This window comes from Salinispira pacifica, assembly GCF_000507245.1.
Taxonomy (GTDB): Bacteria; Spirochaetota; Spirochaetia; order DSM-27196; family Salinispiraceae; genus Salinispira; species Salinispira pacifica.
Genome location: NC_023035.1, coordinates 1,563,701 through 1,588,455, shown reverse-complemented (window position 1 = coordinate 1,588,455; position 24,755 = coordinate 1,563,701). Strand labels below are relative to the sequence as shown.

The 24,755-nt window shown below is 51.1% G+C and carries 23 protein-coding genes and 1 pseudogene; 7 read left to right on the top strand and 17 right to left on the bottom strand.

Annotation, left to right across the window (positions count from 1 at the left end; all coding sequences use genetic code 11):
- The first annotated feature begins 37 nt into the window (after window positions 1–37).
- Together L21SP2_RS07040 and L21SP2_RS07035 are read left to right on the top strand one after the other, a co-directional pair.
- Window positions 38–1,459: a transglutaminase domain-containing protein gene (locus tag L21SP2_RS07040; protein ID WP_081719504.1), complete on the top strand. Its 1,422-nt coding sequence runs from the start codon at window positions 38–40 to the stop codon at window positions 1,457–1,459.
- Between the two features lie 301 nt (window positions 1,460–1,760).
- Window positions 1,761–2,012, top strand: coding sequence for a hypothetical protein (locus L21SP2_RS07035; protein WP_024267809.1), 252 nt, complete (start codon window positions 1,761–1,763; stop codon window positions 2,010–2,012).
- 61 nt (window positions 2,013–2,073) lie between these two features.
- Here the strand turns inward: L21SP2_RS07035 and L21SP2_RS07030 are convergent, their stop codons facing one another.
- The 3 genes from L21SP2_RS07030 to L21SP2_RS07020 are packed head-to-tail and all read right to left on the bottom strand — an operon-like array spanning window position 2,074 to window position 8,120.
- Window positions 2,074–4,359, bottom strand: coding sequence for a methyl-accepting chemotaxis protein (locus tag L21SP2_RS07030; RefSeq protein ID WP_081719503.1), 2,286 nt, complete (start codon window positions 4,357–4,359; stop codon window positions 2,074–2,076).
- 44 nt (window positions 4,360–4,403) lie between these two features.
- Window positions 4,404–4,916: a flavin reductase family protein gene (locus tag L21SP2_RS07025; protein WP_024267807.1), complete on the bottom strand. Its 513-nt coding sequence runs from the start codon at window positions 4,914–4,916 to the stop codon at window positions 4,404–4,406.
- A gap of 12 nt (window positions 4,917–4,928) precedes the next feature.
- Window positions 4,929–8,120 carry a tetratricopeptide repeat-containing diguanylate cyclase gene (locus tag L21SP2_RS07020; RefSeq protein WP_024267806.1) on the bottom strand — a complete coding sequence of 1,064 codons (3,192 nt, stop codon included), beginning with the start codon at window positions 8,118–8,120 and terminating at the stop codon, window positions 4,929–4,931.
- Between the two features lie 169 nt (window positions 8,121–8,289).
- Between L21SP2_RS07020 and L21SP2_RS07015 the strand changes: the two genes are divergently transcribed.
- Window positions 8,290–8,622, top strand: a complete 333-nt coding sequence (locus L21SP2_RS07015; RefSeq protein ID WP_024267805.1) for a rhodanese-like domain-containing protein — start codon at window positions 8,290–8,292, stop codon at window positions 8,620–8,622.
- Between the two features lie 44 nt (window positions 8,623–8,666).
- The gene (locus tag L21SP2_RS07010; protein ID WP_024267804.1) at window positions 8,667–11,585 is read left to right on the top strand and encodes a UPF0182 family membrane protein; all 2,919 of its coding nucleotides are present in this window, start codon (window positions 8,667–8,669) and stop codon (window positions 11,583–11,585) included.
- 16 nt (window positions 11,586–11,601) lie between these two features.
- Here L21SP2_RS07010 and L21SP2_RS07005 read toward each other — a convergent pair whose 3' ends face one another.
- The 6 genes from L21SP2_RS07005 to L21SP2_RS18565 all read right to left on the bottom strand — a co-directional run bounded on the left by L21SP2_RS07005 (window position 11,602) and on the right by L21SP2_RS18565 (window position 17,078).
- Window positions 11,602–12,747 carry a histidine kinase dimerization/phosphoacceptor domain -containing protein gene (locus L21SP2_RS07005; RefSeq protein ID WP_024267803.1) on the bottom strand — a complete coding sequence of 382 codons (1,146 nt, stop codon included), beginning with the start codon at window positions 12,745–12,747 and terminating at the stop codon, window positions 11,602–11,604.
- A 186-nt stretch (window positions 12,748–12,933) separates the two neighbouring features.
- Window positions 12,934–14,457 (bottom strand): phosphonate ABC transporter, permease protein PhnE, encoded by a 1,524-nt coding sequence (gene phnE, locus L21SP2_RS07000; RefSeq protein ID WP_024267801.1) that lies wholly within the window; start codon window positions 14,455–14,457, stop codon window positions 12,934–12,936.
- Complete coding sequence (phnC, locus tag L21SP2_RS06995; protein WP_024267800.1) at window positions 14,454–15,248, bottom strand: phosphonate ABC transporter ATP-binding protein; 795 nt, start codon at window positions 15,246–15,248, stop codon at window positions 14,454–14,456. Before phnC ends, phnE begins: the two co-directional genes overlap by 4 nt.
- 147 nt (window positions 15,249–15,395) lie before the next feature.
- Window positions 15,396–16,298, bottom strand: a complete 903-nt coding sequence (locus L21SP2_RS06990) for a phosphate/phosphite/phosphonate ABC transporter substrate-binding protein (protein ID WP_024267799.1) — start codon at window positions 16,296–16,298, stop codon at window positions 15,396–15,398.
- A 362-nt stretch (window positions 16,299–16,660) separates the two neighbouring features.
- Window positions 16,661–16,885 carry a HEPN domain-containing protein gene (locus tag L21SP2_RS06985; protein ID WP_053335617.1) on the bottom strand — a complete coding sequence of 75 codons (225 nt, stop codon included), beginning with the start codon at window positions 16,883–16,885 and terminating at the stop codon, window positions 16,661–16,663.
- A 25-nt stretch (window positions 16,886–16,910) separates the two neighbouring features.
- Complete coding sequence (locus L21SP2_RS18565; RefSeq protein WP_024267798.1) at window positions 16,911–17,078, bottom strand: hypothetical protein; 168 nt, start codon at window positions 17,076–17,078, stop codon at window positions 16,911–16,913.
- 296 nt (window positions 17,079–17,374) lie between these two features.
- Here L21SP2_RS18565 and L21SP2_RS06980 point away from each other — a divergent pair, with 296 nt between their 5' ends.
- The 3 genes from L21SP2_RS06980 to L21SP2_RS06970 are packed head-to-tail and all read left to right on the top strand — an operon-like array spanning window position 17,375 to window position 18,501.
- On the top strand, window positions 17,375–17,749 hold the full coding sequence (locus tag L21SP2_RS06980; RefSeq protein ID WP_041401304.1) for a helix-turn-helix domain-containing protein: 375 nt from the start codon (window positions 17,375–17,377) through the stop codon (window positions 17,747–17,749).
- A gap of 49 nt (window positions 17,750–17,798) precedes the next feature.
- Window positions 17,799–18,182, top strand: a complete 384-nt coding sequence (locus L21SP2_RS06975; protein ID WP_244437953.1) for a type II toxin-antitoxin system RelE/ParE family toxin — start codon at window positions 17,799–17,801, stop codon at window positions 18,180–18,182.
- On the top strand, window positions 18,175–18,501 hold the full coding sequence (locus L21SP2_RS06970; protein ID WP_024267795.1) for a helix-turn-helix domain-containing protein: 327 nt from the start codon (window positions 18,175–18,177) through the stop codon (window positions 18,499–18,501). Before L21SP2_RS06975 ends, L21SP2_RS06970 begins: the two co-directional genes overlap by 8 nt.
- 32 nt (window positions 18,502–18,533) lie before the next feature.
- Here L21SP2_RS06970 and L21SP2_RS06965 read toward each other — a convergent pair whose 3' ends face one another.
- The 8 genes and pseudogenes from L21SP2_RS06965 to L21SP2_RS06925 all read right to left on the bottom strand — a co-directional run bounded on the left by L21SP2_RS06965 (window position 18,534) and on the right by L21SP2_RS06925 (window position 24,740).
- Window positions 18,534–18,953, bottom strand: coding sequence for a hypothetical protein (locus L21SP2_RS06965; protein ID WP_041401302.1), 420 nt, complete (start codon window positions 18,951–18,953; stop codon window positions 18,534–18,536).
- A gap of 58 nt (window positions 18,954–19,011) precedes the next feature.
- Window positions 19,012–19,806, bottom strand: a complete 795-nt coding sequence (locus L21SP2_RS17055; protein WP_024267794.1) for an NADase-type glycan-binding domain-containing protein — start codon at window positions 19,804–19,806, stop codon at window positions 19,012–19,014.
- 105 nt (window positions 19,807–19,911) lie between these two features.
- Window positions 19,912–21,383, bottom strand: a protein-coding gene (locus tag L21SP2_RS18345; RefSeq protein ID WP_425277205.1) for an IS5 family transposase whose coding sequence is annotated in 2 segments (ribosomal slippage) — window positions 19,912–20,973 and window positions 20,976–21,383 — 1,470 coding nt in all. Because the reading frame shifts where the segments join, the coding sequence is not laid out codon by codon here.
- A 152-nt stretch (window positions 21,384–21,535) separates the two neighbouring features.
- Window positions 21,536–23,007 (bottom strand): IS5 family transposase gene (locus L21SP2_RS17990; RefSeq protein ID WP_425277206.1). Its coding sequence is split into 2 segments (ribosomal slippage): window positions 21,536–22,597 and window positions 22,600–23,007, totalling 1,470 coding nucleotides; the frame shifts between segments, so codons are not numbered across the junction.
- Window positions 23,008–23,146: 139 nt separating this feature from the next.
- The gene (locus tag L21SP2_RS17050) at window positions 23,147–23,626 is read right to left on the bottom strand and encodes a barstar family protein (protein ID WP_053335616.1); all 480 of its coding nucleotides are present in this window, start codon (window positions 23,624–23,626) and stop codon (window positions 23,147–23,149) included.
- 6 nt (window positions 23,627–23,632) lie between these two features.
- Window positions 23,633–23,992, bottom strand: coding sequence for a guanyl-specific ribonuclease (locus L21SP2_RS19230; RefSeq protein WP_425277210.1), 360 nt, complete (start codon window positions 23,990–23,992; stop codon window positions 23,633–23,635).
- A gap of 162 nt (window positions 23,993–24,154) precedes the next feature.
- A pseudogene (locus L21SP2_RS19225) lies at window positions 24,155–24,415 on the bottom strand (RHS repeat-associated core domain-containing protein); the annotation flags it as partial.
- Between the two features lie 124 nt (window positions 24,416–24,539).
- Window positions 24,540–24,740 carry a hypothetical protein gene (locus L21SP2_RS06925; protein ID WP_024267791.1) on the bottom strand — a complete coding sequence of 67 codons (201 nt, stop codon included), beginning with the start codon at window positions 24,738–24,740 and terminating at the stop codon, window positions 24,540–24,542.
- Window positions 24,741–24,755: the final 15 nt, after the last annotated feature.

Sequence of the window (24,755 nt, the reverse complement as noted above, 5' to 3'; positions counted from 1 at the left end):
GTGCTCTTTGAAACGGTTGTGCCTGTTGATTTCAGCTATGGCAATGCTGCTGACTTCATGCGAGAGCATGGGATCGTTGGGCGAGAGTTTTGACAGGTTTCTCAGGGATACTCTGAACATTCCGGAATACGGATCCGAGAGAGCCCGTCAATCGGAGTCAACCCCGATTGAAAGTCCTGATGCTTCACGTGAGAACGGAGACCAGGCCCATCCCGTCGCCGCAGATTCTGATGAAAAGAGAGCTGCTGATTTTTCCCTCTCGGATAATCCTGAGAACCGGGCGGATAACCTTCGTTTCCGTAACGGGGTCCCGGATCCAAGGGCAGTCGATGCACTAGGCCGCTACTCACCGCTTTTTCAATCCGATATGGATGAAGGCATAGAGGGATTAGCCGAGTATCTGCGCACCGCCGATGATGACCCCATGGTGCAGGCCAGACTTCTACATGACGTATTGGCGCTGCACCTGAGCTATGATTACCGTGGATTTCGCAGCGGCAATGTTCCAACTCAGAATCCCATCTCAGTTTTACGCAGGGGAACTGCGGTCTGTCAGGGATATGCGGACAGTTTCAGTTACATCGGACGAAAAATGGGGCTGAATGTCATTACAGTATCGGGATACGCCAGAGGAATCGGAAGCGGCAGTTTTGCCCGTGAAGATCCTTCCGAATCCAACCACGCATGGAATGTGCTAACTGTTAAGGGCAGCCGGTATATTATCGATGTTACATGGGACAGCGATGACTACTCCACCGATTATCTGTTTCTCTACCCTGAACAGGCAATATATTCACGGCTTCCCTCAAGGCCGGGATATCAGTTTCTTGCTGAAAAAATATCAACCTCGGAATTCACCAACCTGCCCTTCATACGGGGGGCCTATTTTGATATATACAGCACAGTTCCTTCAAATCTCGGGAGGGTAATGCAGCTCCGGGATTATTCGTCTTTCGCCCTGCCCGGAGTTTCGGATTATGGGTTTTCAGCTCACTGGGTGGACTCGGCAGGAGTTAGAAGCAGGAACGGTATTTTCATCGAGGCTGACAGTGAAGAAACCCGGGTGTATCTCGCCCCAGAATCTGAGGGAGAACAGACCCTGCAGATTTTTGCCAAGTCGGGGACCACCCCGGAAAGCCGCTTCATTATGGAACTAGGTATTATCGCTGCCCGTGTGGAGCATATCCTCCTACCGGAATTGTACAGCGGGTACTATGAAGGAAGCGCCAGGCTTCTATCCGACCCTGCCATGGATATGCGGAGTGATGAACGCAAGACATTGAGAATTCATATACCGGGAGCTGAAGATGCGTTCGTCAGCCTTCAGGGCAGCCGGAGAATCACAATGAGCCGATCCGACAATCATGTCTTTTCCGCCGATATTCCCTGTGCGCCGGGTATACAAATTTTCGCAAAACTCGAATCCGCAAGCAGATACACAGGTATAATAGGATATTAACCGGACGCAGCTGCGGGAACGGGAACGTAATCGGAATAACAGTAATCAGAATAACAGACAAGGTGTAAGCGGCTCTCCCCGGTTCCCGGATTCATGGGCGACACTCCGAAGAATATATTATTCTGATATCCGTTTTCCTGCAAATTCATTGTTGCCGGTTTCAGAAGATATTTCTATGTTTCATACCAGAAGCGGAATGTGTTCCGTCTCATTTCGGAACTTCGTCGGGACGTCTCCATGCGCGCATAAAGGGCAGCCCCGGTCCGCATTTCGCCCAACCGAACCGCCGTCAGGAGGAATTTTGATTAATATTTACCGTCGTCCCAATGATCCTCAGGCAGATCAGATTGAAGAGGAGCTGCAGCGCATCTCCTTGGCATACAACAGGGAGTTGAAGAACAAGGTGGATGTATTCCTCGAGGAGGACGGAAAGACATATAAAAACGTGGATGAAATATACGGCTTCATTCGGGAGATGGAGGAGTACAAGGCAGAATGGGAAAAGTTCCAGTCCGATTCCTGCTACATTGAAGATGACGGTTCTGTATGCTGATATTGGCGGAGTGAGCCCCCGGCTAAAAGGAGCAGCCGGGCGGCAGCATTGAAACCGCCGTCTACTCTCCCCGTGTGAGGTCCAACAGTGTGAGCAGGGCGGCGGACGTACTTCCCTGGGCGTCCTTCACCTCTTCCAGCATGCTGCGCAGCGCTGTGATGCGCTGAAATACGCCCCGGATGCTGTCGTGGACTTCTTCACTCACTTTGGCAAGCTCTTCCATGGACTGGCTGCTCTCCCGGCTTTCGTCGCTTAGTCCGCTCATATCTTCCCGGAGGCTTTCGCTGCTTCGGCCCATCCCTTCCAGGTTTTCCCGGATCCCGCCGGTTTCCGCCGATTGATCGTGCACGATCCGGCGCACTTCACCCAGCTGTCCGGAGAACTCATTCAGGGATGTACGGATCTCTTCAAAGCTTTTCAGAGCGGAAGCTGAACCGGACACTGCAGTCTCAATTCCTTCCTTTATGCTGTGCAGTTCTCCGCCGGTAATCCGGGACTGTTCGGCGGTTTCCTCGGCGAGTTTGCGAATCTCTTCGGCCACAACCGCAAAGCCTCTTCCGGAATCTCCGGCATGTGCGGCCTCGATGGCGGCATTCATGGAGAGCAGATTTGTCTGGCTGGATATGTTTGAGATGAGTTCGTTGGTCTCCATAAGCCGTTCGCTTCGCATGCTGATTTCACGGACCTGTTCGCTCATCTCCTCCAGATGCTCAAGCCCCCGGTCGTTGCTGTCGCTGAGTTTCCTGAAGGATTCTTCCAGAGTTTCAAATCTGCCATACAGTCCGTCCAGCTGATCTATGAGACCGCTCACCGACGTCATGGAGCGGCGCACCTCACCGCTCTGCTCTTCAAAGCTGGTCAGAAGCCGCTGGAAAAACTCCTGGAGCCGACGGTTCACCCGGTTCGCATTGGAAAGGCTGCTGTCCTGACGGTCCAGTTCGCCGTCCACTCTGGAGATGGCCGTCTCCATGCCGCCCAGGTTCGCTTCCGCTTCCCGGAGGCTTACATCAAGCTGAGATGATGCCCCGGCGGCAGTATCTCCGGACCTGGCTATCTCTGAAAAGACTGTTTCAAGGCGGGACGTGGACTCCCGCAAACCGGTACTCAGCTTCTCGCTCTCCCGTTTTTCCCGGGTGAATTTCTTCGCCAGGAAGACCGATTGGGTCATAAAAAAGAGCAGCAGACCGCCGCTGAGCAGGGATCCGGTCTGGAGAATGAGGAGAGCATTGAGAATATCGTTGATGAATGCCGCCAGCAGAGCCAGTACGGAAAACAAAACAAACCCCGCCCCCTCTCGCCGCCGCACAATCGCCGCGATGGCAACGTATTGAATGTACAGCACTTGTACTGCCAGAATGAGCTGCTGTACGGTAATGAACCTGGTAAAAACCCGGGCCGGCGTGAAGAGAATGATCAGGGAATACAGCCCGGCCAGCGCTGCCATCACCAAAAGAAAACTCCGGTGAACCTCCCGGGGATAAATGCTTTTCAGGAAACTGATCATTGCAATACCGATGAGGGCAAAGGTGAGGTACTCGATTTTAATAGTGACGCCCCAGCTCAGCCAGGGCAGAAGTTCCTGAAGATAGATATGCTCGGTGCTGAGAATTCTCAATGCAGCGGTGATGGTAAAGAGAAAGAAAAAGAGTACGCTCTTCTCCCCGGGCTGGTAGAGAAAGAGCACCAGATGATAAAACGCCATGGCAAGAGCGATACCCGCAAAGAGGGCTTCCACCAGACGCTGCTGATTCCACCGGGCTTCCAGGGTAGCGAAGTCACCCAGCACCATGCTTCCATGAAGTCCCGACGAATTCTGATGGAAATTGCTCACCTGGAATACAATATCCAGCTTGCCGTCGTGGTCCGCAGGTACGGGTACCAGTAGAATATCGTAACGGGGGACGGTGCTCGCCCGGTCGGGTCCCGGTATCCCCCGCCGGGCTGCCAGTTCTCCGTTGAGAAACAGTTTAAAGGCGTTATTCGGCCGGTCAACTTTCAACCCCAGCTGCTGTGCGTCCGGATCAAGGGTGACCCGTACACCGTAACTTGCAAAACCGTGTCGGGGTATGTCCATTCCTCCCGCGGACCGGCCTTCCCATGGTGCGGGAACGGAAATACGGGAGGAACCGAACTGGTCAACCCGGGAAAACTGCTCCTCCCAGGCAAACTTCCACTCTCCGTCCAGAGGCATCTCGAAATCAGGCTGTGTGGAGAGACCGGCAAGATTTACCGTCCCCCCCTCCACCGTCTGGGCAGTCAGCGGCAGAAGCGAAAAGAACAACATGGCAGGTATCAGCATGAAGAGACCCCGAACGGTCCCTGTGGAAGCGGTTCTATTCATATACATAGTTTTCGCGTTTTTTGGCTGTTTGTAAATAGCAGAGTAGCATATCAGCCTGAATCACCCTGAACCGCCACGATCTCGCCGTAATACATGGCGTGGAATTCTTCACCCTGGTAATGACGCATGAGCGAAGGATCCCGGAAGCCGGCCTCATGAATTTCGTTTCGGTAGGTAACCCGGCATTCTATGGACAGTTTCGCTTCCTCATATGAGGGGGAAGCCACCTTTTGTGCGGCAATGGGGTGCAGGGAGCTCTCTGCAATCTTGTCCCGGTCCCGGCCTGAGACAGAACCCAGCAAACCCAGATCCTTCCGGTACTCTTTGGGAAATGCACAGAGGGTGAACGAATCGCTGTTTTCCAGAAACTCATGGGTGTGGCGGGAAAGGCGCACCGCCGCAACCGCATAGGGTGTATTCCACATGGCACCCACGAAACCCCAGCCGACGGTCATGGCATTGAACCTGCCGGCATGAAAATCGCCGCTGCTTAAAAGCATCCAGCCCTGTAAAAGGGCCCGGGAAACTGCAAGCTGCAGGTTCAGAGGATCAATGTTTTTCATATCACCTTCCTTTCAATTTCTTCCTTTATATGAGGCAAAATCATCCTTCCCCCGGTTCTTTACCCCATACAGCTGGCTGTCAGCAGTCTCCAGCAGTGTGGAGGGGGTGAGGTCCTTAACCGGAAGATCCCTGGCTTCAACGATTCCCATGGACACCGAAAGCCGCATTTCATCACTCAGCAGCCGGTGTTGATCCGGAGAAAGGAGGGTTTCGGAGTTCAGCACCCCCAGGAGTTTGTGTCCGACGATCTCCCCTCCCTGCCGGTGGGTGTCAGGCAAAATGATCACAAACTCATCCCCACCGTAGCGGAACAGTTGATCGCTGTCACGGATGCTTTGCTCCATCAGCCGGACGGCGGATATCAGCACCCGGTCCCCGCAGTCGTGGCCGAAGAGATCATTGGTGTACTTGAAATTATCGAAGTCCAGAAAAATAAGGGTGAACACCGCTTGATCCGGGTTTCTGCGCTGAAGGGCAACGTAATGTGACAGGGCATTTTTAAGAGCCTGGCGGTTTCCCACCTCGGTGAGTGGATCGCTGAGAGAACGCTTCTTCAAAAACTGGTTTGAATGAAGCAGCTCCTCGTTTTGCCGGGTGATCACATCGAACTGCCGGATGCGGTCCAGTGCCAGCGCCAGCTGGTTTGCAATAATGGAAAACAGCCGGATCCGCTCCTTTCCGATCCGCATTGCAGTATTATATTTCACCACAATGTTTCCGTGGATATCGCTCCGGCCCTCCACCGGGAAACGCCGCATGTTTTCAGGCAGGCGCCGTGCCAGGGGATCCGGCTGGAGCCGTGCCCCGGCGCCCCGGTCGTTGTTGACGGTCCGGCCGCCTTCCTCCGGAGGGCCGGTTTCCACCGAACGGTGGTATAGAATATGATCCGATCCGGTCTCGGGATCGCTGCGGATATACCACACATCATCGGCATTCAGATGCATAAACGACCTGTCCACCAGTTCCTGAATCAGCGGAATTTCCCGGGAGGCATTGGCAAACAAGCCCTGGAGGTCAGATATCAGCTGAAGTTCCTCCATCCGGGAGTAGAGTTTGCTCATCTGCTGCTCTTTTTCGGCGGTCTGGATAATCCAGTGCAGGTCGGGGTGGCGATTCCATATTTCTGCACCCCGGGGATTTTTTTCGGAGTCGGAGTCGGAGTCGGAGTCGGAGTCGGAGTCGGAGTCGGACGCGGATTCAGATCCGGATTCCAGGTTCCGGTAAAAAGCGTTGTCCTGCTCCTCCACCGCCTGATGAAACTGCAGTTGTGCCTGCGCACACTCCGGCTCCATTCCATTCCTGCGGCAGAATTCCATCAGTTCCAGGTAAAAGAAGGGTTCAAAGTAGCGGATATTGTCATTTGTTTTGGGAAGATACGATTCAGCGTTCATACACGAGGCGTAGGCGTTGTCCCGCCTCCCCATGGCCTCATGAAGAAATGCCTCAAATAGATGCTGCATGAAAAACTCTTCATTTTTACTCGGGGTCGGCTGAAGCTGCTGTTCGTCTATTTTAATTCCCAGCTGCCAGGCTTTGGCCCATTTGCCCGATTTGATGCAGGCGATCCCGTACACCACGAGAATCCCCAACTGGGAATGATAGGCCAGATTTCGGCGGTCGAGACGGCTGAGCAGTTGAAGGCACTTTTCAAACAATTCCGCCGCCAGATGGAATTTCCGGGCCAGGAGAGCATTCACCCCCATATTAAACAGGGTCATCCCCACCTCGTGAAGGTCCTCCCCGGACTCAAGAAGCTCAAGCGCCTGAAGGTAGAACTCCTGGGCCCGGTCATAGTTGCCGGTGAGATAGTTGAAAAAGCCCAGACCGTTGCTGGCATAGGCGATTTCCAGAGGCTTGCCCAGGGTGCGGGTGATCTCCAGTGCTTTTTGATAAAAGGGCAGAACCTGCTGATAGTTCCCCAGAACCGCATGGGACATCCCTGCAGTCTGGTAAGCAACCGCCAGTAGATGATCGTTTCCCAGCTCCCGGCATACGTCCATTCCCCGGCTGTGATACCCTGCGATTTCCGGATCAAAGTCAGAATAGAGTCCGAAAGGATTGATGCTGATATATGCGAAGCTGTTCCAGAATTTCAGTTCACGGGCCCGTTCCAGAAGATCAATGTAGTAGCTTTTGAACTCCTGGGGGTTTTTCCAGCGACGCTTATTTTCAATTCGGTAGCGGATAAAATCTCCGTGAAACATCAGCACAGGATCGTTCACCCGGCGGGCAAACTGAAGGGCCAGCTGAACCGCATAATCGCTGTGGTCCAGGGATTCCCGCTCCAGGTGGGTCCGTGCGATTTCATAGTGTGCCAGGGCAATTCTGTCATCCGCCCCCTGTTCCCGGGCAACTGCCAGGCAGGATTGGAAAAGTGAAAGAGCTTCATCATACTGTGCGGCGGCAAAAAGCATTCTGCCCTCAAACAACCGTGCATGGAACTCTTCCAAAGGGGAGATCTCTTCAGGAAGCGCATCTTCGGCAGCTGCTGGGGATGTTTCACTGCCCAGAACAGCGGAGGCGGCGTCGTAGTCCATAAGAGTGACAGCTGTCTGAAGCAGTTCGGCGGGAGGGAGATTCAACAACGGCTTCCATGGAGGCGCCGGTTCGAGAATCAGGGACTGTCCCAGATGAACTATGGCTCCCTGTTCAGCGGGAAGGGAGGCCATCATGGCTTCGAACCGGTCCATCAGTTCGGGAGACTGTGCGGGATTCAAACTCATTGTCAAAAGCATATCCGCATCGGCTCTCGCCAATTCTTCAATCAGTTCCACCGAAGCCGTACCGAGATAATGAGCGTTTGAAATATAATAGCAGTCCCCGGGAGATACTACCCGGCTGAGTCCGTCCCGGATGGCGGCTGCGAAACGGCTCCGCTCATAGCCGTACTCCCCGGGAAGCACCTCCTGGAGGCGGGAACAGGAACCCTTTTCATACAGTTCTTTCCAAATTTCCCTGTGAGGGGGATAGAGCTGAAAGTTTTCAGGACGTTCCGGCAGAGTGCGAAGAAATGGAAACCAGGGCTCGCTGCTGCGGCCAGCCGAATGATAGGAGTGCAACTCACCCTCCCAGTCCTCCGACAATATGCTGCGGATGGGAAAGACTCCCTTATCTTCCAGACTGTTGGAATAGAGGAGGAGAATCCGGAAACCTTCGGTCTGCTGCCCAAGATTATGTATAAGCTGCTGAAGCTTCTTCTGCATATACTGGTAGTTTACAACAGTTTTGTTCCGAAATACAGCCGTTCTGACGTCTGTTCAGGCTCAACTCCACCCGTTCGACCCGTTTACCCTGTATTGCCATGCCGGTGAAAATTTGAATCCCCGTGCTTCTGGTATTACGTTAGCAGGAGAGAGTCCGAAAGGAGGATCCATGTATAGTACAATTGATGCTGAAACACTGAAACAGAAACTTGATTCCAATGAAAAACTCCATCTGGTTGAAGTATTGGCCGAGAAGGAGTTTAAGCGTCTGCACATTCCCGGAGCCGAACATATCCAGTTCGGCCAGATTGCCGGAGAAGCCAAGAAGCGGTTTCAGAAGGAAGACGAGATAATCGTCTACTGTGCGGACACCGAATGCAGCGCCAGCCCCACGGCGGCAAAAAAACTGGATGATATCGGGTTCACCAATGTATTTGACTTTGTCGGCGGTAAAAAGGCCTGGAAGGAAGCAGGATTTCCCATGGAAGGGGAAGAGGCGTAAACCGGAGCTGAAAGGCGCAAAGCAGGACACACGGGAGATAATATATGTATGTATTGCTATTCGCCCTCACGGCCGCCGCCGGAGGGTTTTTTATTTTACAGGCAGTGAGAAAGAAAAAAGCCGGGCCGGCGGTAATCGGGGTGGGAATTTTACTGGCTCTGTTGGTATTCACCTGGTTTATGGATTTCTGGGGAGAAAAACTGTGGTTTGATTCCCTGGGATACACAGACCGGTTCTGGACAGAATTCGCCGCACGGGTAGTCACCGGAGCAGCGTTCTTTCTCATGGGCGGGCTTGCAAGCCTGCTTTTTGCACATTCCGTGAACGGCATGCGGAAATCCTACCGTCTTCTGTTTGCCGGTTCGGCTGCCCTTATTTCCGGGTTCATCGGGGCCGGGCAGTGGGAAAATGCCCTCAGGTTCCTGCGGGGAGGCTCGGGAGGAATTAGCGATCCCATTCTGGGAATTGATGCGGGATTTTACCTGTTCACCCTTCCCTTCCTGCGGGGCGTCTACGCCCTGCTCATAACCCTGGCGGTGTTCTTTGTTCTGCTGGGCAGCATGTCTGCCAACCCCCGGGGTCTCTCTCTTCTCAGAAATAGTCTTTTCGCCTCCAATACGCCGAACCGGGACCGGACTGAGAGCCCGGATAAAGAGAATGATCCGGATAAAATAGAAAGCCGGGATGGTTCGTACACGGCAATTATTGCAGCATCGGTCTTTCTGCTGCTGGTGCTCTCCTACAACCTCATTCTTACGCGCTTTGAGCTTCTGTTCGACACCCAGGGTGTGGTAAGCGGACCGGGCTGGACAAGCGTGAATATCCGAATGCCCATGCTTCTGGCCGCCGCAGGACTGGGTGTAGTGGCAGCGGGACTTCTTTCCATTCCAGGCCTGCGAAGGCAGCTGAGCAGAAAGGGTGCGGCCATCCTTTCCCGGTTCAGCTCCAGGAAACTTCCTGGGGCATTCTGGGCTCCGGCCTCGGTATTCACCGCCTTATTTGCCCTGTGGGGAATAATCCTGGGACTGATCCCATGGCTGGTGCAGTCTCTGCTGGTTGCACCCAACGAAATCACCTATGAACAACCCTACATAGAGCACAATATTGCGTTCACCCGCAAGGCGTTCAGCCTGGACACGGTTCAGGAGCGTGAGTTCTCCGTTGACGGGGATTTCACCCCCCAAGCGGTGGAGACCAACCGTGGAATTATCGACAACACCCGTTTATGGGACTGGCGGGCATTGAGCTCTGTGTATGAACAGTTTCAGGAAATCCGTCTGTATTACGAGTTTGGTGATATTGACGTGGACCGCTACACCATCGACGGAGAGAACCGCACCGTCATGGTGGCCGCCAGGGAGATGGTCACAGAGAACCTTCCCGAGCAAAGCCGCAACTTCGTGAACCGCAGGTTCAAGTACACCCACGGCTACGGCATTGCCATGAACACGGTAAACGAGTTCACTTCATCCGGACTGCCCCACCTGCTCATCCGGGACATTCCGCCGGTGAGCGAAAGTGAAGAGCTGAGGGTGGACAGACCGGAGATTTACTACGGAGAAAAAAGCGATTCCTACGTGATCGTAAACAGCAGCGAGGAGGAATTCGATTATCCCGAAGGGGATTCAAACCGCTATGTGAGCTATGAAGGACAGGGCGGAGTGGAAATCTCCGGTCTGTTCAGGAAATTCATGTACGGCTACAAATTCGGGGGCACCAAACTGCTGTTTTCCAGTTATCCGGATGCGGAGAGCAGGATAATGTTTCACCGGAACATCCGAAACCGGGTACAGGAAGTTGCACCCTTTCTGGAGTTCGACAGGGATCCTTATATCGTGCTGGCCGACGGTAAGCTGAAATGGATGCTGGATGCATACACCACCTCGGCATCCTACCCCTACAGCGAACATTTCAACTCCAGAGTATTTGAATCCAGCTTCGCAGAATCAGGGGCGGACACCCTTGCCGGCCGGGGAAGCCGGGGCGTGAACTATGTGCGCAACTCGGTGAAGGCGGTGATCGACCCCTACAGCGGGGAAGTGAATATGTACATATTCGATGAATCTGACCCGGTGGTCAAAGTGTGGCAGCGCATTTATCCCGAACTGTTTCAAAGCCGGGATGAGATGCCCGAAACTCTGGAAAAACATATCCGCTATCCCTCGGATTTTCTCCTGATGCAGGGGGAAGTGTACGCCAAATACCACATGACCGATCCTGAAGTATTCTACAACCAGGAAGACCTGTGGGTGCGGGCCACGGAAAAATACTACAGCGATGTAATGCCCGTTGAACCCTACTATTTTATGTGGGAGCGTCCCGGGTCGGACAGGCCGGAGTTTATCAACATGCTCCCCTACACTCCAAAAAACAAACAGGTTCTCATCGGATGGATTGCCGGGGTAAGCGATCCGGAAAACTACGGAGACTTCATTGCCTATAAATTCCCCAAGGAACAGCGAGTGCTGGGACCTCAGCAGGTTGAGACGAAGATCGACCAGGACAGTTTCCTGTCCGGGCAGCTTTCGCTGTGGGATCAGCGTGGCTCCAACGTAATCCGGGGCAATGTGCTGGTACTTCCCCTGGACGGCACCCTGCTTTACGTCGAACCCATCTATCTACAGTCGGAAACCGCAGCGTACCCGGAACTGCGGATGGTGGTGCTCATGCACAAAGACACCCTCTCCTATGCGGAAACCCTGGAAGAAGCGCTTCAGGGACTTTTCGACAACGGGCAGCCCGCCGCTGCGGAAGCTTCACAATCTTCCTCACAGGATGCCTCCCAAACAGGCGCCCAAACTGCAGAAGACGCATCGGGACGGCCAAGCTCTGAACTGATCCGTGAAGCCCAACAGGCCTTCGACAGCTACACAACAGCCACAGGGGAAGGCAGGTATGAAGATGCCGCCCGGGCCCTCCAACAGCTGCAGAATCTGCTTCAACAGCTGGGTTCCCGGGAGTGATATGAGAGAGAACTGCTCACCCCGGCAGAAGGTTCCGGAATTCCCAGATAATTTGGGCATCCCCCGAGAGGGCAAACTCACCATCGTAGCGCTGGGCGAAGCCTTCAAACATCACCATTCCGAAGCCCTGGGAGTGTGTATCGGATATCCCCGGACCGTAATCGCTGTACCTCATATGGACCCGGCCCCGGTCCGCCAGTATTTCAAGCGATATGCGCAGATCTTCAGAAACGGGCGGATTGCCGGTACTGTCACCGGCAGGAAGAGCGTATTTCACCGAGTTGGTAATCAGTTCGGCCACCACCATGCCCGCATCCAGACTGAACTGAGAGCCGGTGATGTTATCCACCTTGAGAGAAAGGTCGATGTCATCCCTGCCCATGGCCGTTAAGGCTTCCCGGGCCAGGTTTTGAATATAATCGGAGAAGTCGGGGTTCAGGGAAATGGAACGATAGATTTTTTCATGAAGTCCTGCAAAGGCACGCATGCGAACCTCTATGTCCCCCACAAGCTGCTGAACCGTCTCTTCTGAAGCGTTTTTTTTCAGCTGCATGTAAGAGATCACGGTGTTCAGGTTGTTCTTTATTCGATGATGTATTTCCCGGATCATGGTATCCAGCCGCCGGTTTTCATCGTTGAGCTGACTGTAGTCATATATGCTTTTCAGATCCGATTCAATGATGGAGGAAAATACGGCCATGAGCTGTTTCATGTCGCCCTCGAAATTTCGGGGTTTGGAATCCAGGGCGCATATGGTACCGAACACCGACCCGTCAGGCCATTTTAAAGGGTACCCCAGATAGCTCATCATCCCCAGCTTCATGTCGGGGTTATCTTTCCAGGGGATATTTTTCAACGCATCGGGGATCTCCAGCATTTCATCTCTCCCGATGGCCGTTTCGCAATAAAGACCGTGGCCCAGCACCTCTTTATCCCCGGCCCGGTAGGGATTATCGGCATTGCTGCTTTTCAGAAACACTTCTATGCTCCGGGTATCAACCCGCATTACCAGCGAAGAGGGTACCTGGAAAATGGAGCTGATCAGGTCCACCAGGTTCTGCCATTTGTTTTGGATGTGTTCTGGCACCTCAAGGCCGGCATCCGGGTGCACCACCGTAACTGAGCGCCCTTCTTCCCGGAGGTACACCTTTCCTGTTTCCACTGTTCACCTACTTTTTCCGCGCCTGCTCCCGGAACGGCCAGCGCCGGGGGTTGCTGCGACACATATAAGAATACTGCCTTCCCGGCGGAAAATCAAAAAGGATGTTCAGCGCACCGAGCTGCAGGTGCCTCCCGGGCCCGGGGTGCACTGAATCTGTGTGCGGGCGGGCTTAACAGGTGAACCAGGCTACACGAAGCGGGCACGGATCTCTGCGGATACGTAGTCCAGAATTGCCACGGTAATGGCAATAAACCACACCGCTATTCCCGCAAGTTCGTACTCCAGAAGCCGGGTGTACTGCACCAGCAGGAAGCCGATACCTCCGCCTCCCACCAGACCGATGATGGTGGACATGCGGACGTTGATGTCCCATCGGTAGATGGAGAACGATACGAAGGGACTGATCATCTGGGGAATTACCGCAAACACGATGGTCTGCAGCCGGGTTGCCCCGGTGGCCTGGATAGCCTCTATGGGACCGTGATCAATTCCCTCAATGGCCTCGGAATAGAGTTTTCCAAGGGCTGCGATGGAGTGAATGGTGAGGGCGATAATGCCTGCAAAGGGTCCCAATCCCACCCATACAACGGCGATAATTGCCCATATCAGGGGTTCTATGGAACGGACTATGTTCAAAAGAATTCTGGTCAGATAATAGATAGTCATGGTGAACTTTGAGCCCTGCATAATATTCCGTGCGGCCAGAAAGCTGATGGGAATGGAAAAGATAATGCCGAAAACCGTGGCCATCATCCCCATGAAGATGGTCTCAAGCATTCTGCTGAGTATCATCCCCAGATCCCGGGAGAACTTCGGCGCTCCAACCTGAAACACCTGCCGAGCATCGATGCGGTGATACTCGGCGCCGTCGGCACCGATAACGGTGTTGGCAAAGGGCAGGTTCATGGTGAGCTCGAAATTGCCGTTTTCATCGGTTACCGCCCCCACATATCTTCCTTCAGACCGGGGGCGGAACTCTTCGCCGGTATCATCAATCCACCAGATCTCGGTGAAGGTGTTCGGAGTGAAACCCGAGCCCTGTATGGTGACTTGGGAACCGGGAACCTGGTTGTAATTTTCATCCACCGTACCCAGACTTCCTCTTCGGGGTTCTATGCTGATATCCGGCTCTCCCGGCGCAGCAGAGGGGTTTGCCGGCAGCTCCCCTTCTTCACTCACCAGAATGCGGGCGGAGGCCCGGATCAACTCCTCATCGTATTCCACCGCCGCTTCCCAGGGCCAGAGAATCTTGGACATCTTCTGGGACGCCTCGGGAAAGTTGGTCACCAGACGCACCATATCAATCTCCGAAAGCTGATGCCCCAGGGTGAAAAAGCCCAGGAGAACCAGCCAGAAGCCGGTGTTTTTCTGTTTCTTCCGGTACCTGGCCAGGCGGTAGGCATCAACAATAATCCAGAGATACAGCAATGAAAGGGAAAAGATAATCAGCACACTGAAGCCCGGGTAGTGCTGAAATGATTTGCCCAGAATCCTCCCCGCCCCTTCCACGTTGTAATCCGAAGCTATTGAGGCGAGGCGGGTGAGAAAAATGCCGAACATGCTTGCCAGGGAGGCGAACATGAGAAGCCCCCGGTGAACCTGCCGACTGATCAGCTGTCCCAGACCCGGAAGGATGAAGGAGCTCAATGCGGTGAACAGCGGAGGAAGGGGACTTGCGATAACCGTGGTATCCAGTTTGCCGGATCTCATGCTTCACCCCCTTCTGCCGACAGACCGGCGGCGCCGACCCGTACGGCCTCTTCACCGTAGATTTCCTTAAACTCTTCATCGGTGATTTTGCGGATATCTTCCCCGGTGCCGTTATACACCACCTTTCCATCCTTCAGTCCGATAACCCGGGTTGCGTAGCGCTGAACCAGATCCAGATAGTGGAGTGAGCAGAGAACGGTCATGTTCTCCTCTTTGTTCAGTTTTTCCAGATACCCCATGATGGAATGGGCGAGAACCGGATCCAGACTTGCAACCGGTTCGTCGGCGAGGATGAGATCCGGTTCCTGCATAAGGGCCCGGGCAATTCCCACCCGCTGCTGCTGTCCGCCGGACAGCTCATCCGCCCGTTTATGCGTCTGTGCTTCCAGCCCCACCCGTTCCAGTGCGCTTTTCGCCTTGTCTCTGTCCGATTTCGGAAAACGGTGGAGGAGGGACTTCCACGGGTTCACATAGCCCAGACGTCCCGAGAGCACATTGGTGAGCACAGATGAGCGCTTTACCAGATTAAAATGCTGGAAAATCATCCCCATCCGCCGGCGGAAGTTCCGGAGACTGTTGCCTTCTGCTGCTGCCACATCCTCCCCGTCCAGAAGAATGGCCCCCTCTGTGGGATCCACCAGACGATTGATGCAGCGAAGCAGCGTGGACTTGCCCGAACCGGACAATCCGATAATTACCAGAAATTCACCCTGCTCAAGATGAAAGCTCACATCTTTCAGGGCCTGGGTTCCGTCGTCGTATGTTTTAGATAAATGTTGAATTTCAAGCACTATCGGCCTCCGGTTGTTCGGCGTGTTTTTTTAGATTGATATTCATTTCAGCGATACTCAATGGGTCTCATCATCCTGTTCTGGAAAGCAACCGAAACGGCCCGGGCATGGCGCCCGGACCGCATCTGAAAATGAACCGGTTTGTATTTACTGGATGTCGTCAACGTCCATTCCCGCCCGCTGAAGGGTCTGTCGGAAAGGATCGTAGAAGCTGTCATCTCTGCGGATCAGCTCATTCCAGGAGTATGCTGTGCTCAAAGCTTCCTGACCGTCATCTGTTGCGGCGATGGCAAGAAGCGCTTCCACGATCTGTTCGCGGATCTCTTCGGGAACGGAGGGTGAAAACTGTACACCGTCGTTGGGGATGGGTGCGGAGGTGGCGATTACCTTCACAACTTCCCGGACATCTTCCAGGTCATCTTCCACGTTGCCCCGGGCATCGTCGAAGGTGGCGCCTGCGTCAACTTCCCCGTTGTAAACGGCGGTTACCACGTTGTTGTGGCTTCCAGTGTCCACCACTTCTTCCAGATCGGTCTGATAATCAATTCCCTCAGCCTTCATGGTGAGCATGGGAACAATCCAGCCGGAGGTGGACAGGGGGTCGGGACGTCCGAACGTTTTGCCTTTCAGGTCGGCTACGCTGTTAATATCAGAATCCGCACGGGCGATAATCTGTCCCGCATAGGTGGGTGAACCGTATCGGACTGCAACCAGAGCGGCCTCCGCCACGCCCATGTCGGCGGCTTTGATATATGAGAACGTGGCAAGGGATGCCATGTGTGCGCTGGGGGGATCGGCTGCAAGTGCCTCAATTACCCCGGCATACTCGGTGGCCACGTTGGTATCGAAAAACAGTCCGGTTTCTTCATTCAGAAGAGATGCAATCTCATCGGCACCAGCGGCTACCTGCTCCATTTCTCCCGAGGGTACGAAGGACCATACGATGGGATTCTCTTCGCTTCCAAGCTCGGCTTCTCCGCCGGCACATCCTGCGAACATCAAAACTGCAGCGGTCAACAGCACGAATACTGCCATTCCTGCATTTTTCATAACTACCTCCTTAATTATTCAGGACGCACCCGCATCTCAGCACAGGCCCGCCCGTGAAAATCCTCTCAAAATTTGAATAGGAACAGGTTAATTTACGGATAATATTTCATGTGAATTCTGTTAAGACAGGAGAAGTGTACACCGGCTTTGTGCTGGCATCAAGCGGAGGTTGCAAGAGTCAATTTTGGTGCTCTACATTACGATTAGTCTGATACATTAATCAGGGCTTTGCTCTTGAAGAAATCCCAACAAATCAACAAAGTTCACCGAATCATTTCTGCGATAGTCATGGGCGAACCCGGATATCTGCTTATCACACCAAACGCTGTTAAACGATTGCAATCAGGGAGCATGTCCAAAAATTAATCAGAAATCTTGGAGGTTTCCTGAAGGACAATCTTTAAGCCATGAGTGCGCGGTACAGTCAAATTGTGTTCTATCAGAATCGCTTTCAAATTCTTTTCAGCAGATTGCTGACAATGGTACGCAATTATTTCGAATGAAGGTTTTGAAGATTGATACAAGGTCCGTGCAGCTGCTAAATCATTTGCGGAATACTCCAGCCATTTACCGGTGAGCTTCTTCACTACACAGCTACTCCTTCTGTAGCAACTACGTGCTCCAGTGATCCACCTTCATGGCTGCGCTGTCAGCCCCCTGAAAACTCAACGCGCAGCTTACCGCACCTCCGGTGGGGATGCATTCGATGGCCGTCAGCTCGCATCCTGATAGCAGCAGATAGCTTGCCTGGTACAGGTCGGTTACCTGAACACCTTCCATTGTGTGCTCCTTCGGTCGCATAGACTAAGCCTCAACGGCACGTTTGCGACCAGTCTTTGGGGGAGACTCGTCTGGTAGCTTGAAGAAGGGAATTGGTGTAGAATGGACAATAGCTCATGACGAGGCTTCCTCGTTGTGTTTGTGCCCGCTGTTTCTGCGATCCGCCAAGATTGAACAGGAAGAGCGGGTTTTTTATTGCCGAAATCGGCACGCTTCAAAAAGTACGTCAATACCTTTCTTGGTATTTTTATTGGTACTTCATGTAACTTTTGTCAATAAGAGAGTATACTTTTTTTATGCCACAGCCGCTAAAATTCCAGCCGAAACCACTGCCTGTTTCAATCGATGACATTGGCAAGCGAATTGCCAATGCGAGGAAAGGCAATGGGCTGACCCAGAATGACCTGGCTGAGCAGCTGGGAATTACCAGAGAAAGCGTTGCCGCCTATGAGTCAGGCAGAGTGCGCCTTTCGGATGAAATGATTATCCGCCTTTCTGTTGCCCTGGGCATATCCTCTGATCAACTGCTGGGGCTTACCGAGATTGAGCAAACACATTCCCACCTCAGCCTGAGGATTACCCGCCGTATGCGGGAACTTGATAGACTTCCAGAGAACAAAAAAAAGACCATCCTGCAAGTCCTGGATGACCTGATCCGCGCCAATTCCTGATTGGTATGCTCGTTCAGCCTGTTTCATACACGGTTTCTTTTCTTGCCTCTTGATACCCTACGGAGTAGGGTGTATAGTAGCATATGACCAGAGAGTTCATTTTTTACCGGAATTTGAAGCACAATGGAAAAAACTCGGGCTGAATGACAATGACCAAAGAGACTTGGAAGCATTTCTGTGCGAAAACCCTGAAACAGGAGATGTAATCCAGGGTACCGGCGGGCTTCGAAAGCTTCGCTGGGCGCTTCCTGCTACTGGAAAAAGCGGCGGAGCGCGGGTTTTGTATGTTGATTTTGCGTTTTTTGAGACCATATACCTGGTCACCTGCTTTGGTAAAACGACCAAGATCAACCTAACCCAGGATGAAAAGAAACAGATTAAACGCGTAGTTGATCAGCTGAAGACTCAGCAGAGGAGAAAGTTAGATGAGTGAAGCACATACCGTTTTTTCAAGCATCATGACTGGGCTGAATGAAGCCATTGAATATCAGAAAGGGAATCTCAAGGGAGTAAAACGGCGAGCCGTTACGATCTCTCCATTGCCCAACTATACCGCAGAAACGATTCGCGCCATTAGAAATACCCTCAACCTCTCCCAAATCGTCTTTGCAAAAGCCTTAGGTGTTTCCACGAAAACGATTGAGGCATGGGAATCCGGCCGCAATAAGCCGCAGGGTCCGGCTTTGAGAATGCTCCAACTTCTCGAAACAGACACCAGGGTACTGGAAGAACATGACATCATCTGCGTCTAAGGTTTTCCGTACAATCAAACGCACAGTGTAATTCAATTTCCTTGCATAATGCCCGAGTTAAGCTGCAAGCGACCGCAAAGGGAGCTTGTCAGCTTGAACTTACTATTATGCACTTCAAAATTATCTGCGAACTGACTGATCAGCGAACTAAACAAAAGCCTGAGGGAGTAAGGGACGATAGCCTTCCCTGGTTGCATGGGCGAGCAGGTGGCAACAGCCGCCGACCAGCCCTGGCTCCAGACCTCGACCGAATGCGGGTTATGTGCAGCTGCTTTCCATGGCAGCTGTGCGCTTCGGGCCTTTCGGCCCTCCGCCACATAACCAGCATTCGGTCGACTCTTCAGGCTTTTGTTTTCATCAAAACCAGTGGTTCCGGTTATGTGAACTGATAACTGTGTACCGCTCCCACGAACCTCACTGTCTTTCCAATCCCTCTGCGCAATGTCGGTCATCCACAATTCCACGCTCAAGATCGCAGCTACAAAAGGTGACCCGCGGACTTAAGTGAGGTTAGAACCTTCGCCGTAGAAGTATTCCGGCTAAGCACGTGTCTTCATACTGAGTTCCTTCATAAACAACTTCGATTACGAGTCTAATTTTATGGCGCTGTCTTCCTTCCAGACTAAAAAATTGCGGACTCGGAGTATCATCCAGCTCAATAACCCAATTATCTCCTGCTGTTAAGTCATAAACTCTGAAGGTTTTCACCCGGCTGTTCCGGGTATACAGGTCGGGTTTATCGAAAGAAATAAACCCATTGAAGAGATAAAATCCTTCAAATGGTCCCATAGAAAATTCTATCCATTCACCTATACCGTTTCCTGGTACACCTTCTACCCACGGTTCATTTAGGCGAATACGCGACAAATTTTCAGGTAAATACTCAGTTTCTCCTTCGATCAAAAATGATGAAGCAGTCAAGTCCCATGGAGTTACAAAATCCTCAGCTCTTGGCCGGTAGATTTCTTCAGCTACACCATTCGCAATATTCCCCCGAAAATCCTGAATATAGAGTTTCTGTAGTTCATCATTTTGAAGAACTAGAAATTTGATTGAGCCTTCCGCATCGACAACAAAGGGGACATTATCCTTTTCAACTACACTATACGGAGAAACGGTTATCTCCTCAGGAATTCCAGGTATCCCTGCTTTATTAATATAAGTTACCGCTGATTCTGAAATGATGACCTCCGAGAATTCTCCTACATATCTTTGATTGAATATAGGATCGCCATCGGCAAAAATAACAGAAACCACAGTAAACGAAATTAAAGCCAATATAAGAATCTTCTTCTCTATCTTCATGGAATCTTACCTACTTTCTTTTCCAGGACCCTGGCCGATCTCTATCTGAGAAATATCAACCTCGTTCACTGCTGTCCGGTTTAATTTGGGCCTCCTGAAAAAACCCTATGCTGCCATATTACCATACCCCAATACCACGGGGAAATGAGACTTCGTAATTTTTCGGCTGCGTAGCATAGCTATGATAAAGACGTAAAAAAGATCCTTCCGAATCTTTTCCAGGTTCATCACCAGCATGATCATGGCCACCTGCGATTCACTGGTCTCAGCAAGCTTTGTCATTAAACGACCCATTGAGTACCGTCGTTTTGCTCTGCCAAATGTCCCTTCGACAGCTATTCTATCCAGCTCATCCTGACGAGCCAGCTTCTTTCGTTCCCGATTTTCACCACGATCTTTCGGTGGCCGACCAAGCGGCGGACCGGATAATCTGATTCCCCGTTCCTTGCACCAATTTCGGTTATCCCTGGTGCGGTAAATCTGATCGGCGTGTATTGATGCCGGATACACGCCATATCTGTGCCTGTACTTTTCAGCCTGCATGACTAAATCACCAGACTCGTTGTATGGATCCCATGAACAGCGATCGATAAACATGTACCCGTCAATATTGGCGGATGAAATCTTCATGCCGAACTCAACCGGGGTTCCGGCTTTTCCCCTGACTATGGGGCGAATATGGGGTTGGGATATGCTCACGATCCGGCCTGACATTCGATGATCTTTGGATTCATACATCAGTGCCTGCTGGCGAAAGACTTCCGAGATCACCAGCATATTCCGGTACTGCTGCCGAGACAGGCTATTCAAGCCGACTACCGTCGCTAATTGCTCTATATGCCGGAGATTACGGCGTATGTACCCCAGCTGCTTGCGTATTGCCTTGCGCATCTTGTTCTTGCTTGCTCTGCGCTTTTTGATGACCGCCAAAAAATCCTTTCGCGCTTTCTGCCGGTAGGTTCGGGGTTTTGTCGCCCCCTTGGCCCGTTTTGCGTGAAGAACGTCTATGATGGTTTCCAGTTTTTCCCGGCTCTCGTTTAAAATCGAAAGATCGGTGGGATATCGAATATCACCGGGTACGCAGGTGGCATCAATCAGAAGCTTTCCGTTGTTTTCTACCTCAGGATTTTCTTCTTTTTCAGCTTCCGTATCATCTTCAGTTTTTTTTTACGTTCTTCGGCAATAATCAATTCATTTGCGTGAGTGATCATGTCCATGCTGATTCGCTTTCTGAAATGGACCATCATTGATGGATCAAAAGGAGTCTCATCTTGGTACCCCTGCATTCCGATGAGATATTGCAGGTAAGGCGTCTCACGAATCTGCTCCACGGTTTCCTCATCTGTAATTCCTAATTTTTCCTTTATAATCAGGGCACCCAATGCTGTACGGAAACGGATCGCCGGAGCGCCTTGCCCGCTTTCGATAGCAAACTGTGAGGCGTATTCTGCTTCTAAATCTTCCCAGGGAATTAAATCAGCAAGCTGAACCCAGCGGTTATTGGGGTTCAGTTTGCCTCCAAATGGGAGATAGAAATCTTCAAATGAAAGCTGCGTTTTGTCCTCAGTTCTATACATAATCCCTCCCGCCAAGAAAACAGGTGCAAGGGTTTTTGCCTGGTTTTCGCAAAAACCGTGTACTTCATACACAAATCCTAGCAGTATTTCATTTATATGTATAGGGTTAAGGTTTTTTCAGGAGGCCCTAAATAGGGCCTCCTGAAAAAACCCTATGCTGCCATATTACCATACCCCAATACCACGGGGAAATGAGACTTCGTAATTTTTCGGCTGCGTAGCATAGCTATGATAAAGACGTAAAAAAGATCCTTCCGAATCTTTTCCAGGTTCATCACCAGCATGATCATGGCCACCTGCGATTCACTGGTCTCAGCAAGCTTTGTCATTAAACGACCCATTGAGTACCGTCGTTTTGCTCTGCCAAATGTCCCTTCGACAGCTATTCTATCCAGCTCATCCTGACGAGCCAGCTTCTTTCGTTCCCGATTTTCACCACGATCTTTCGGTGGACGACCAAGCGGCGGACCGGATAATCTGATTCCCCGTTCCTTGCACCAATTCCGGTTGCCCCTGGTGCGGTAAATCTGATCGGCGTGTATTGATTCCGGATACACACCATATCTGTGCCTGTACTTTTCAGCCTGCATGACTAAATCACCAGACTCGTTGTATGGATCCCATGAACAGCGATCGATAAACATGTACCCGTCAATATTGGCGGATGAAATCTTCATGCCGAACTCAACCGGGGTACCGGCTTTTCCCCTGACGATGGGTCGAATATGGGGTTGGGAGATACTCACAATCCGGCCCGATATTCGATGATCTTTGGATTCATACATCAGTGCCTGCTGGCGAAAGACTTCCGAGATAACCAGCATATTCCGGTACTGTTTCCGTGACAGGCTTTTCAAACCGACACCTGCTGCTAATTGCTCTATATGCCGGAGATTACGGCGTATGTACCCCAGCTGCTTGCGTATTGCCTTGCGCATCTTGTTCTTGCTTGCTCTGCGCTTTTTGATGACCGCCAAAAAATCCTTTCGCGCTTTCTGCCGGTAGGTTCGGGGTTTTGTCGCCCCCTTGGCCCGTTTTGCGTGAAGAACGTCTATGATGGTTTCCAGTTTTTCCCGGCTCTCGTTTAAAATCGAAAGATCGGTGGGATATCGAATATCACCGGGTACGCAGGTGGCATCAATCAGAAGCTTTCCGTTGTTTTCTACCTCAGGATTTTCTTCTTTTTCAGCTTCCGTATCATCTTCAGTTTTTTTTTACGTTCTTCGGCAATAATCAATTCATTTGCGTGAGTGATCATGTCCATGCTGATTCGCTTTCTGAAATGGACCATCATTGATGGATCAAAAGGAGTCTCATCTTGGTACCCCTGCATTCCGATGAGATATTGCAGGTAAGGCGTCTCACGAATCTGCTCCACGGTTTCCTCATCTGTAATTCCTAATTTTTCCTTTATAATCAGGGCACCCAATGCTGTACGGAAACGGATCGCCGGAGCGCCTTGCCCGCTTTCGATAGCAAACTGTGAGGCGTATTCTGCTTCTAAATCTTCCCAGGGAATTAAATCAGCAAGCTGAACCCAGCGGTTATTGGGGTTCAGTTTGCCTCCAAATGGGAGATAGAAATCTTCAAATGAAAGCTGCGTTTTGTCCTCAGTTCTATACATAATCCCTCCCGCCAAGAAAACAGGTGCAAGGGTTTTTGCCTGGTTTTCGCAAAAACCGTGCACTTCATACACAAATCCTAGCAGTATTTCATTTATATGTATAGGGTTAAGGTTTTTTCAGGAGGCCCTAAATAATGATTCAAAGAATAATTCTTGGAAAAATCTGTTCACCCATAGACAAAGATTCACATTGGAGAAATATATTAAAAAAAGTACTTTTTTTGCTAATTTCTCTAAAGCTAGAATTATAATTACTAATTATTGACTTTAAAACATCAAAAAATATTTCACGTTCACAATAAGTTTCCTGAGTGAGTATTTTATCAGATTCGACTATTCCAATAACCCTTGATTTATATTTCAACCATTCTAGGTCAAACATGCATTCTTCAAACGAGTCCCAATTATCGTTAAAATAATCTGGAAACTGTAAAGACGCTGAGAATACATTGTAAAAGTCCTTCTTCGTCTGCATTTTATGACCAAATAGCCAGTATACTCCAAAATCATTTGATTCTTGATTGATTCGATAGAGAGTACTGAAAAAAGCATCCTTAGAAAAATTAATAGTATTAATCCATGGATCTCTGCCGATCGCCTTTTTGATTTCTTCATACATTATATTCTACCTTATTTGAATAAATGAATTGTAGTGATCTCCAGTATAATATGCACTTCCATCGCTACCTGTTACTAATCGTTCTTGGCCACGATTTATTCTAGGCTGTCTTTGATTTACATCCCACTCTCTATATTGGATATTATTTCCGTTTCCATCAGTTGAGGGTAATTTACCTTCACGATTTCCAAATTGCTGGCCTCCCTTATGGCCATCAGGAGCTCTTCCAGTTTCATCAATTGACTCCAACGTCCTGCGAGCATTCTGCGGGATGTCATCGTCATCATCGGGATCGGGATTACTACCAGTTCCACGATCCTGATCAGAAGAACTCGACGAAGAAGCTTTAGATGAGCTATCAGACATCATGCTTTGTATTAGGTCTTGGCCAGCCCCCGCAATTTCATCTCCATATTCGTTCACCATGGCAGCAGTGCCTACCACTGCGGTAGCAACTAAAGCAGCCTTTAATATTTCTGTAAGACCGATGCCAATTCCAATCGCAATAGCGAATTCCCCAGTCGGATCCACATACCTCACCGGATTATTACTCACATACGAATAATGATTCAACGACTCAATTATACTGAAGTTTTGCCTGGGCTTCCCATCAGCCCCCATCGGATTCGACAACATCGCCCCAGCCGGATCACTACTTATCCACCTGGAAGTCCTGGGATCCATATACCGCGCACCGTAATAATACAGGTTGGTTTCGCTGTCGAACTCTTTCCCGGTAAACCGGAACGGAAGTTCTACGGCATTGTCACGGGTGCGTTCGATCCAAAGCTCTCCATAGGGCCCTGGCCGGTGCCTTCGGCACCTGCTCGGGCATGCAGCCGGGTGTGTATTCTATGTGCTCGTATTCTTCCCCCTCATAATCGGTGACCAGCTGGGCTGAACCCAAGCCTGGTCACAATGCTTTGCATTGTTGCTCGGCCATGCAACCGGGATGATCGGAATGATAATAATAGGTGTTGTACTGTTCATACACGGTATCATAATCAAAGGAGTCTTCCATTTTCAACCGGGTGGCGATGCGGTTTTCTCCCAGATATATGTGCAGGCTGAAGCGAAGGTCAGAGACGTCGATGTCGGTTGTGGCGCTGAACATGGAGTCGAAGTAGAG

Excerpts from the sequence above, each read along its gene's own strand:
- L21SP2_RS07040 (WP_081719504.1), top strand. The coding sequence starts at position 38 with ATGGCAATGCTGCTGACTTCATGCGAGAGCATGGGATCGTTGGGCGAG.
- L21SP2_RS07030 (WP_081719503.1), bottom strand. The coding sequence starts at position 4,359 with ATGTATATGAATAGAACCGCTTCCACAGGGACCGTTCGGGGTCTCTTC.
- L21SP2_RS07025 (WP_024267807.1), bottom strand. The coding sequence starts at position 4,916 with ATGAAAAACATTGATCCTCTGAACCTGCAGCTTGCAGTTTCCCGGGCC.
- L21SP2_RS07020 (WP_024267806.1), bottom strand. The coding sequence starts at position 8,120 with ATGCAGAAGAAGCTTCAGCAGCTTATACATAATCTTGGGCAGCAGACC.
- L21SP2_RS07015 (WP_024267805.1), top strand. The coding sequence starts at position 8,290 with ATGTATAGTACAATTGATGCTGAAACACTGAAACAGAAACTTGATTCC.
- L21SP2_RS07010 (WP_024267804.1), top strand. The coding sequence starts at position 8,667 with ATGTATGTATTGCTATTCGCCCTCACGGCCGCCGCCGGAGGGTTTTTT.
- phnE (WP_024267801.1), bottom strand. The coding sequence starts at position 14,457 with ATGAGATCCGGCAAACTGGATACCACGGTTATCGCAAGTCCCCTTCCT.
- L21SP2_RS06990 (WP_024267799.1), bottom strand. The coding sequence starts at position 16,298 with ATGAAAAATGCAGGAATGGCAGTATTCGTGCTGTTGACCGCTGCAGTT.
- L21SP2_RS18565 (WP_024267798.1), bottom strand. The coding sequence starts at position 17,078 with ATGGAAGGTGTTCAGGTAACCGACCTGTACCAGGCAAGCTATCTGCTG.
- L21SP2_RS06980 (WP_041401304.1), top strand. The coding sequence starts at position 17,375 with ATGCCACAGCCGCTAAAATTCCAGCCGAAACCACTGCCTGTTTCAATC.
- L21SP2_RS06970 (WP_024267795.1), top strand. The coding sequence starts at position 18,175 with ATGAGTGAAGCACATACCGTTTTTTCAAGCATCATGACTGGGCTGAAT.
- L21SP2_RS06965 (WP_041401302.1), bottom strand. The coding sequence starts at position 18,953 with ATGACCGACATTGCGCAGAGGGATTGGAAAGACAGTGAGGTTCGTGGG.
- L21SP2_RS17055 (WP_024267794.1), bottom strand. The coding sequence starts at position 19,806 with ATGAAGATAGAGAAGAAGATTCTTATATTGGCTTTAATTTCGTTTACT.
- L21SP2_RS17050 (WP_053335616.1), bottom strand. The coding sequence starts at position 23,626 with ATGTATGAAGAAATCAAAAAGGCGATCGGCAGAGATCCATGGATTAAT.
- L21SP2_RS19230 (WP_425277210.1), bottom strand. The coding sequence starts at position 23,992 with ATGTCTGATAGCTCATCTAAAGCTTCTTCGTCGAGTTCTTCTGATCAG.
- L21SP2_RS06925 (WP_024267791.1), bottom strand. The coding sequence starts at position 24,740 with ATGTTCAGCGCCACAACCGACATCGACGTCTCTGACCTTCGCTTCAGC.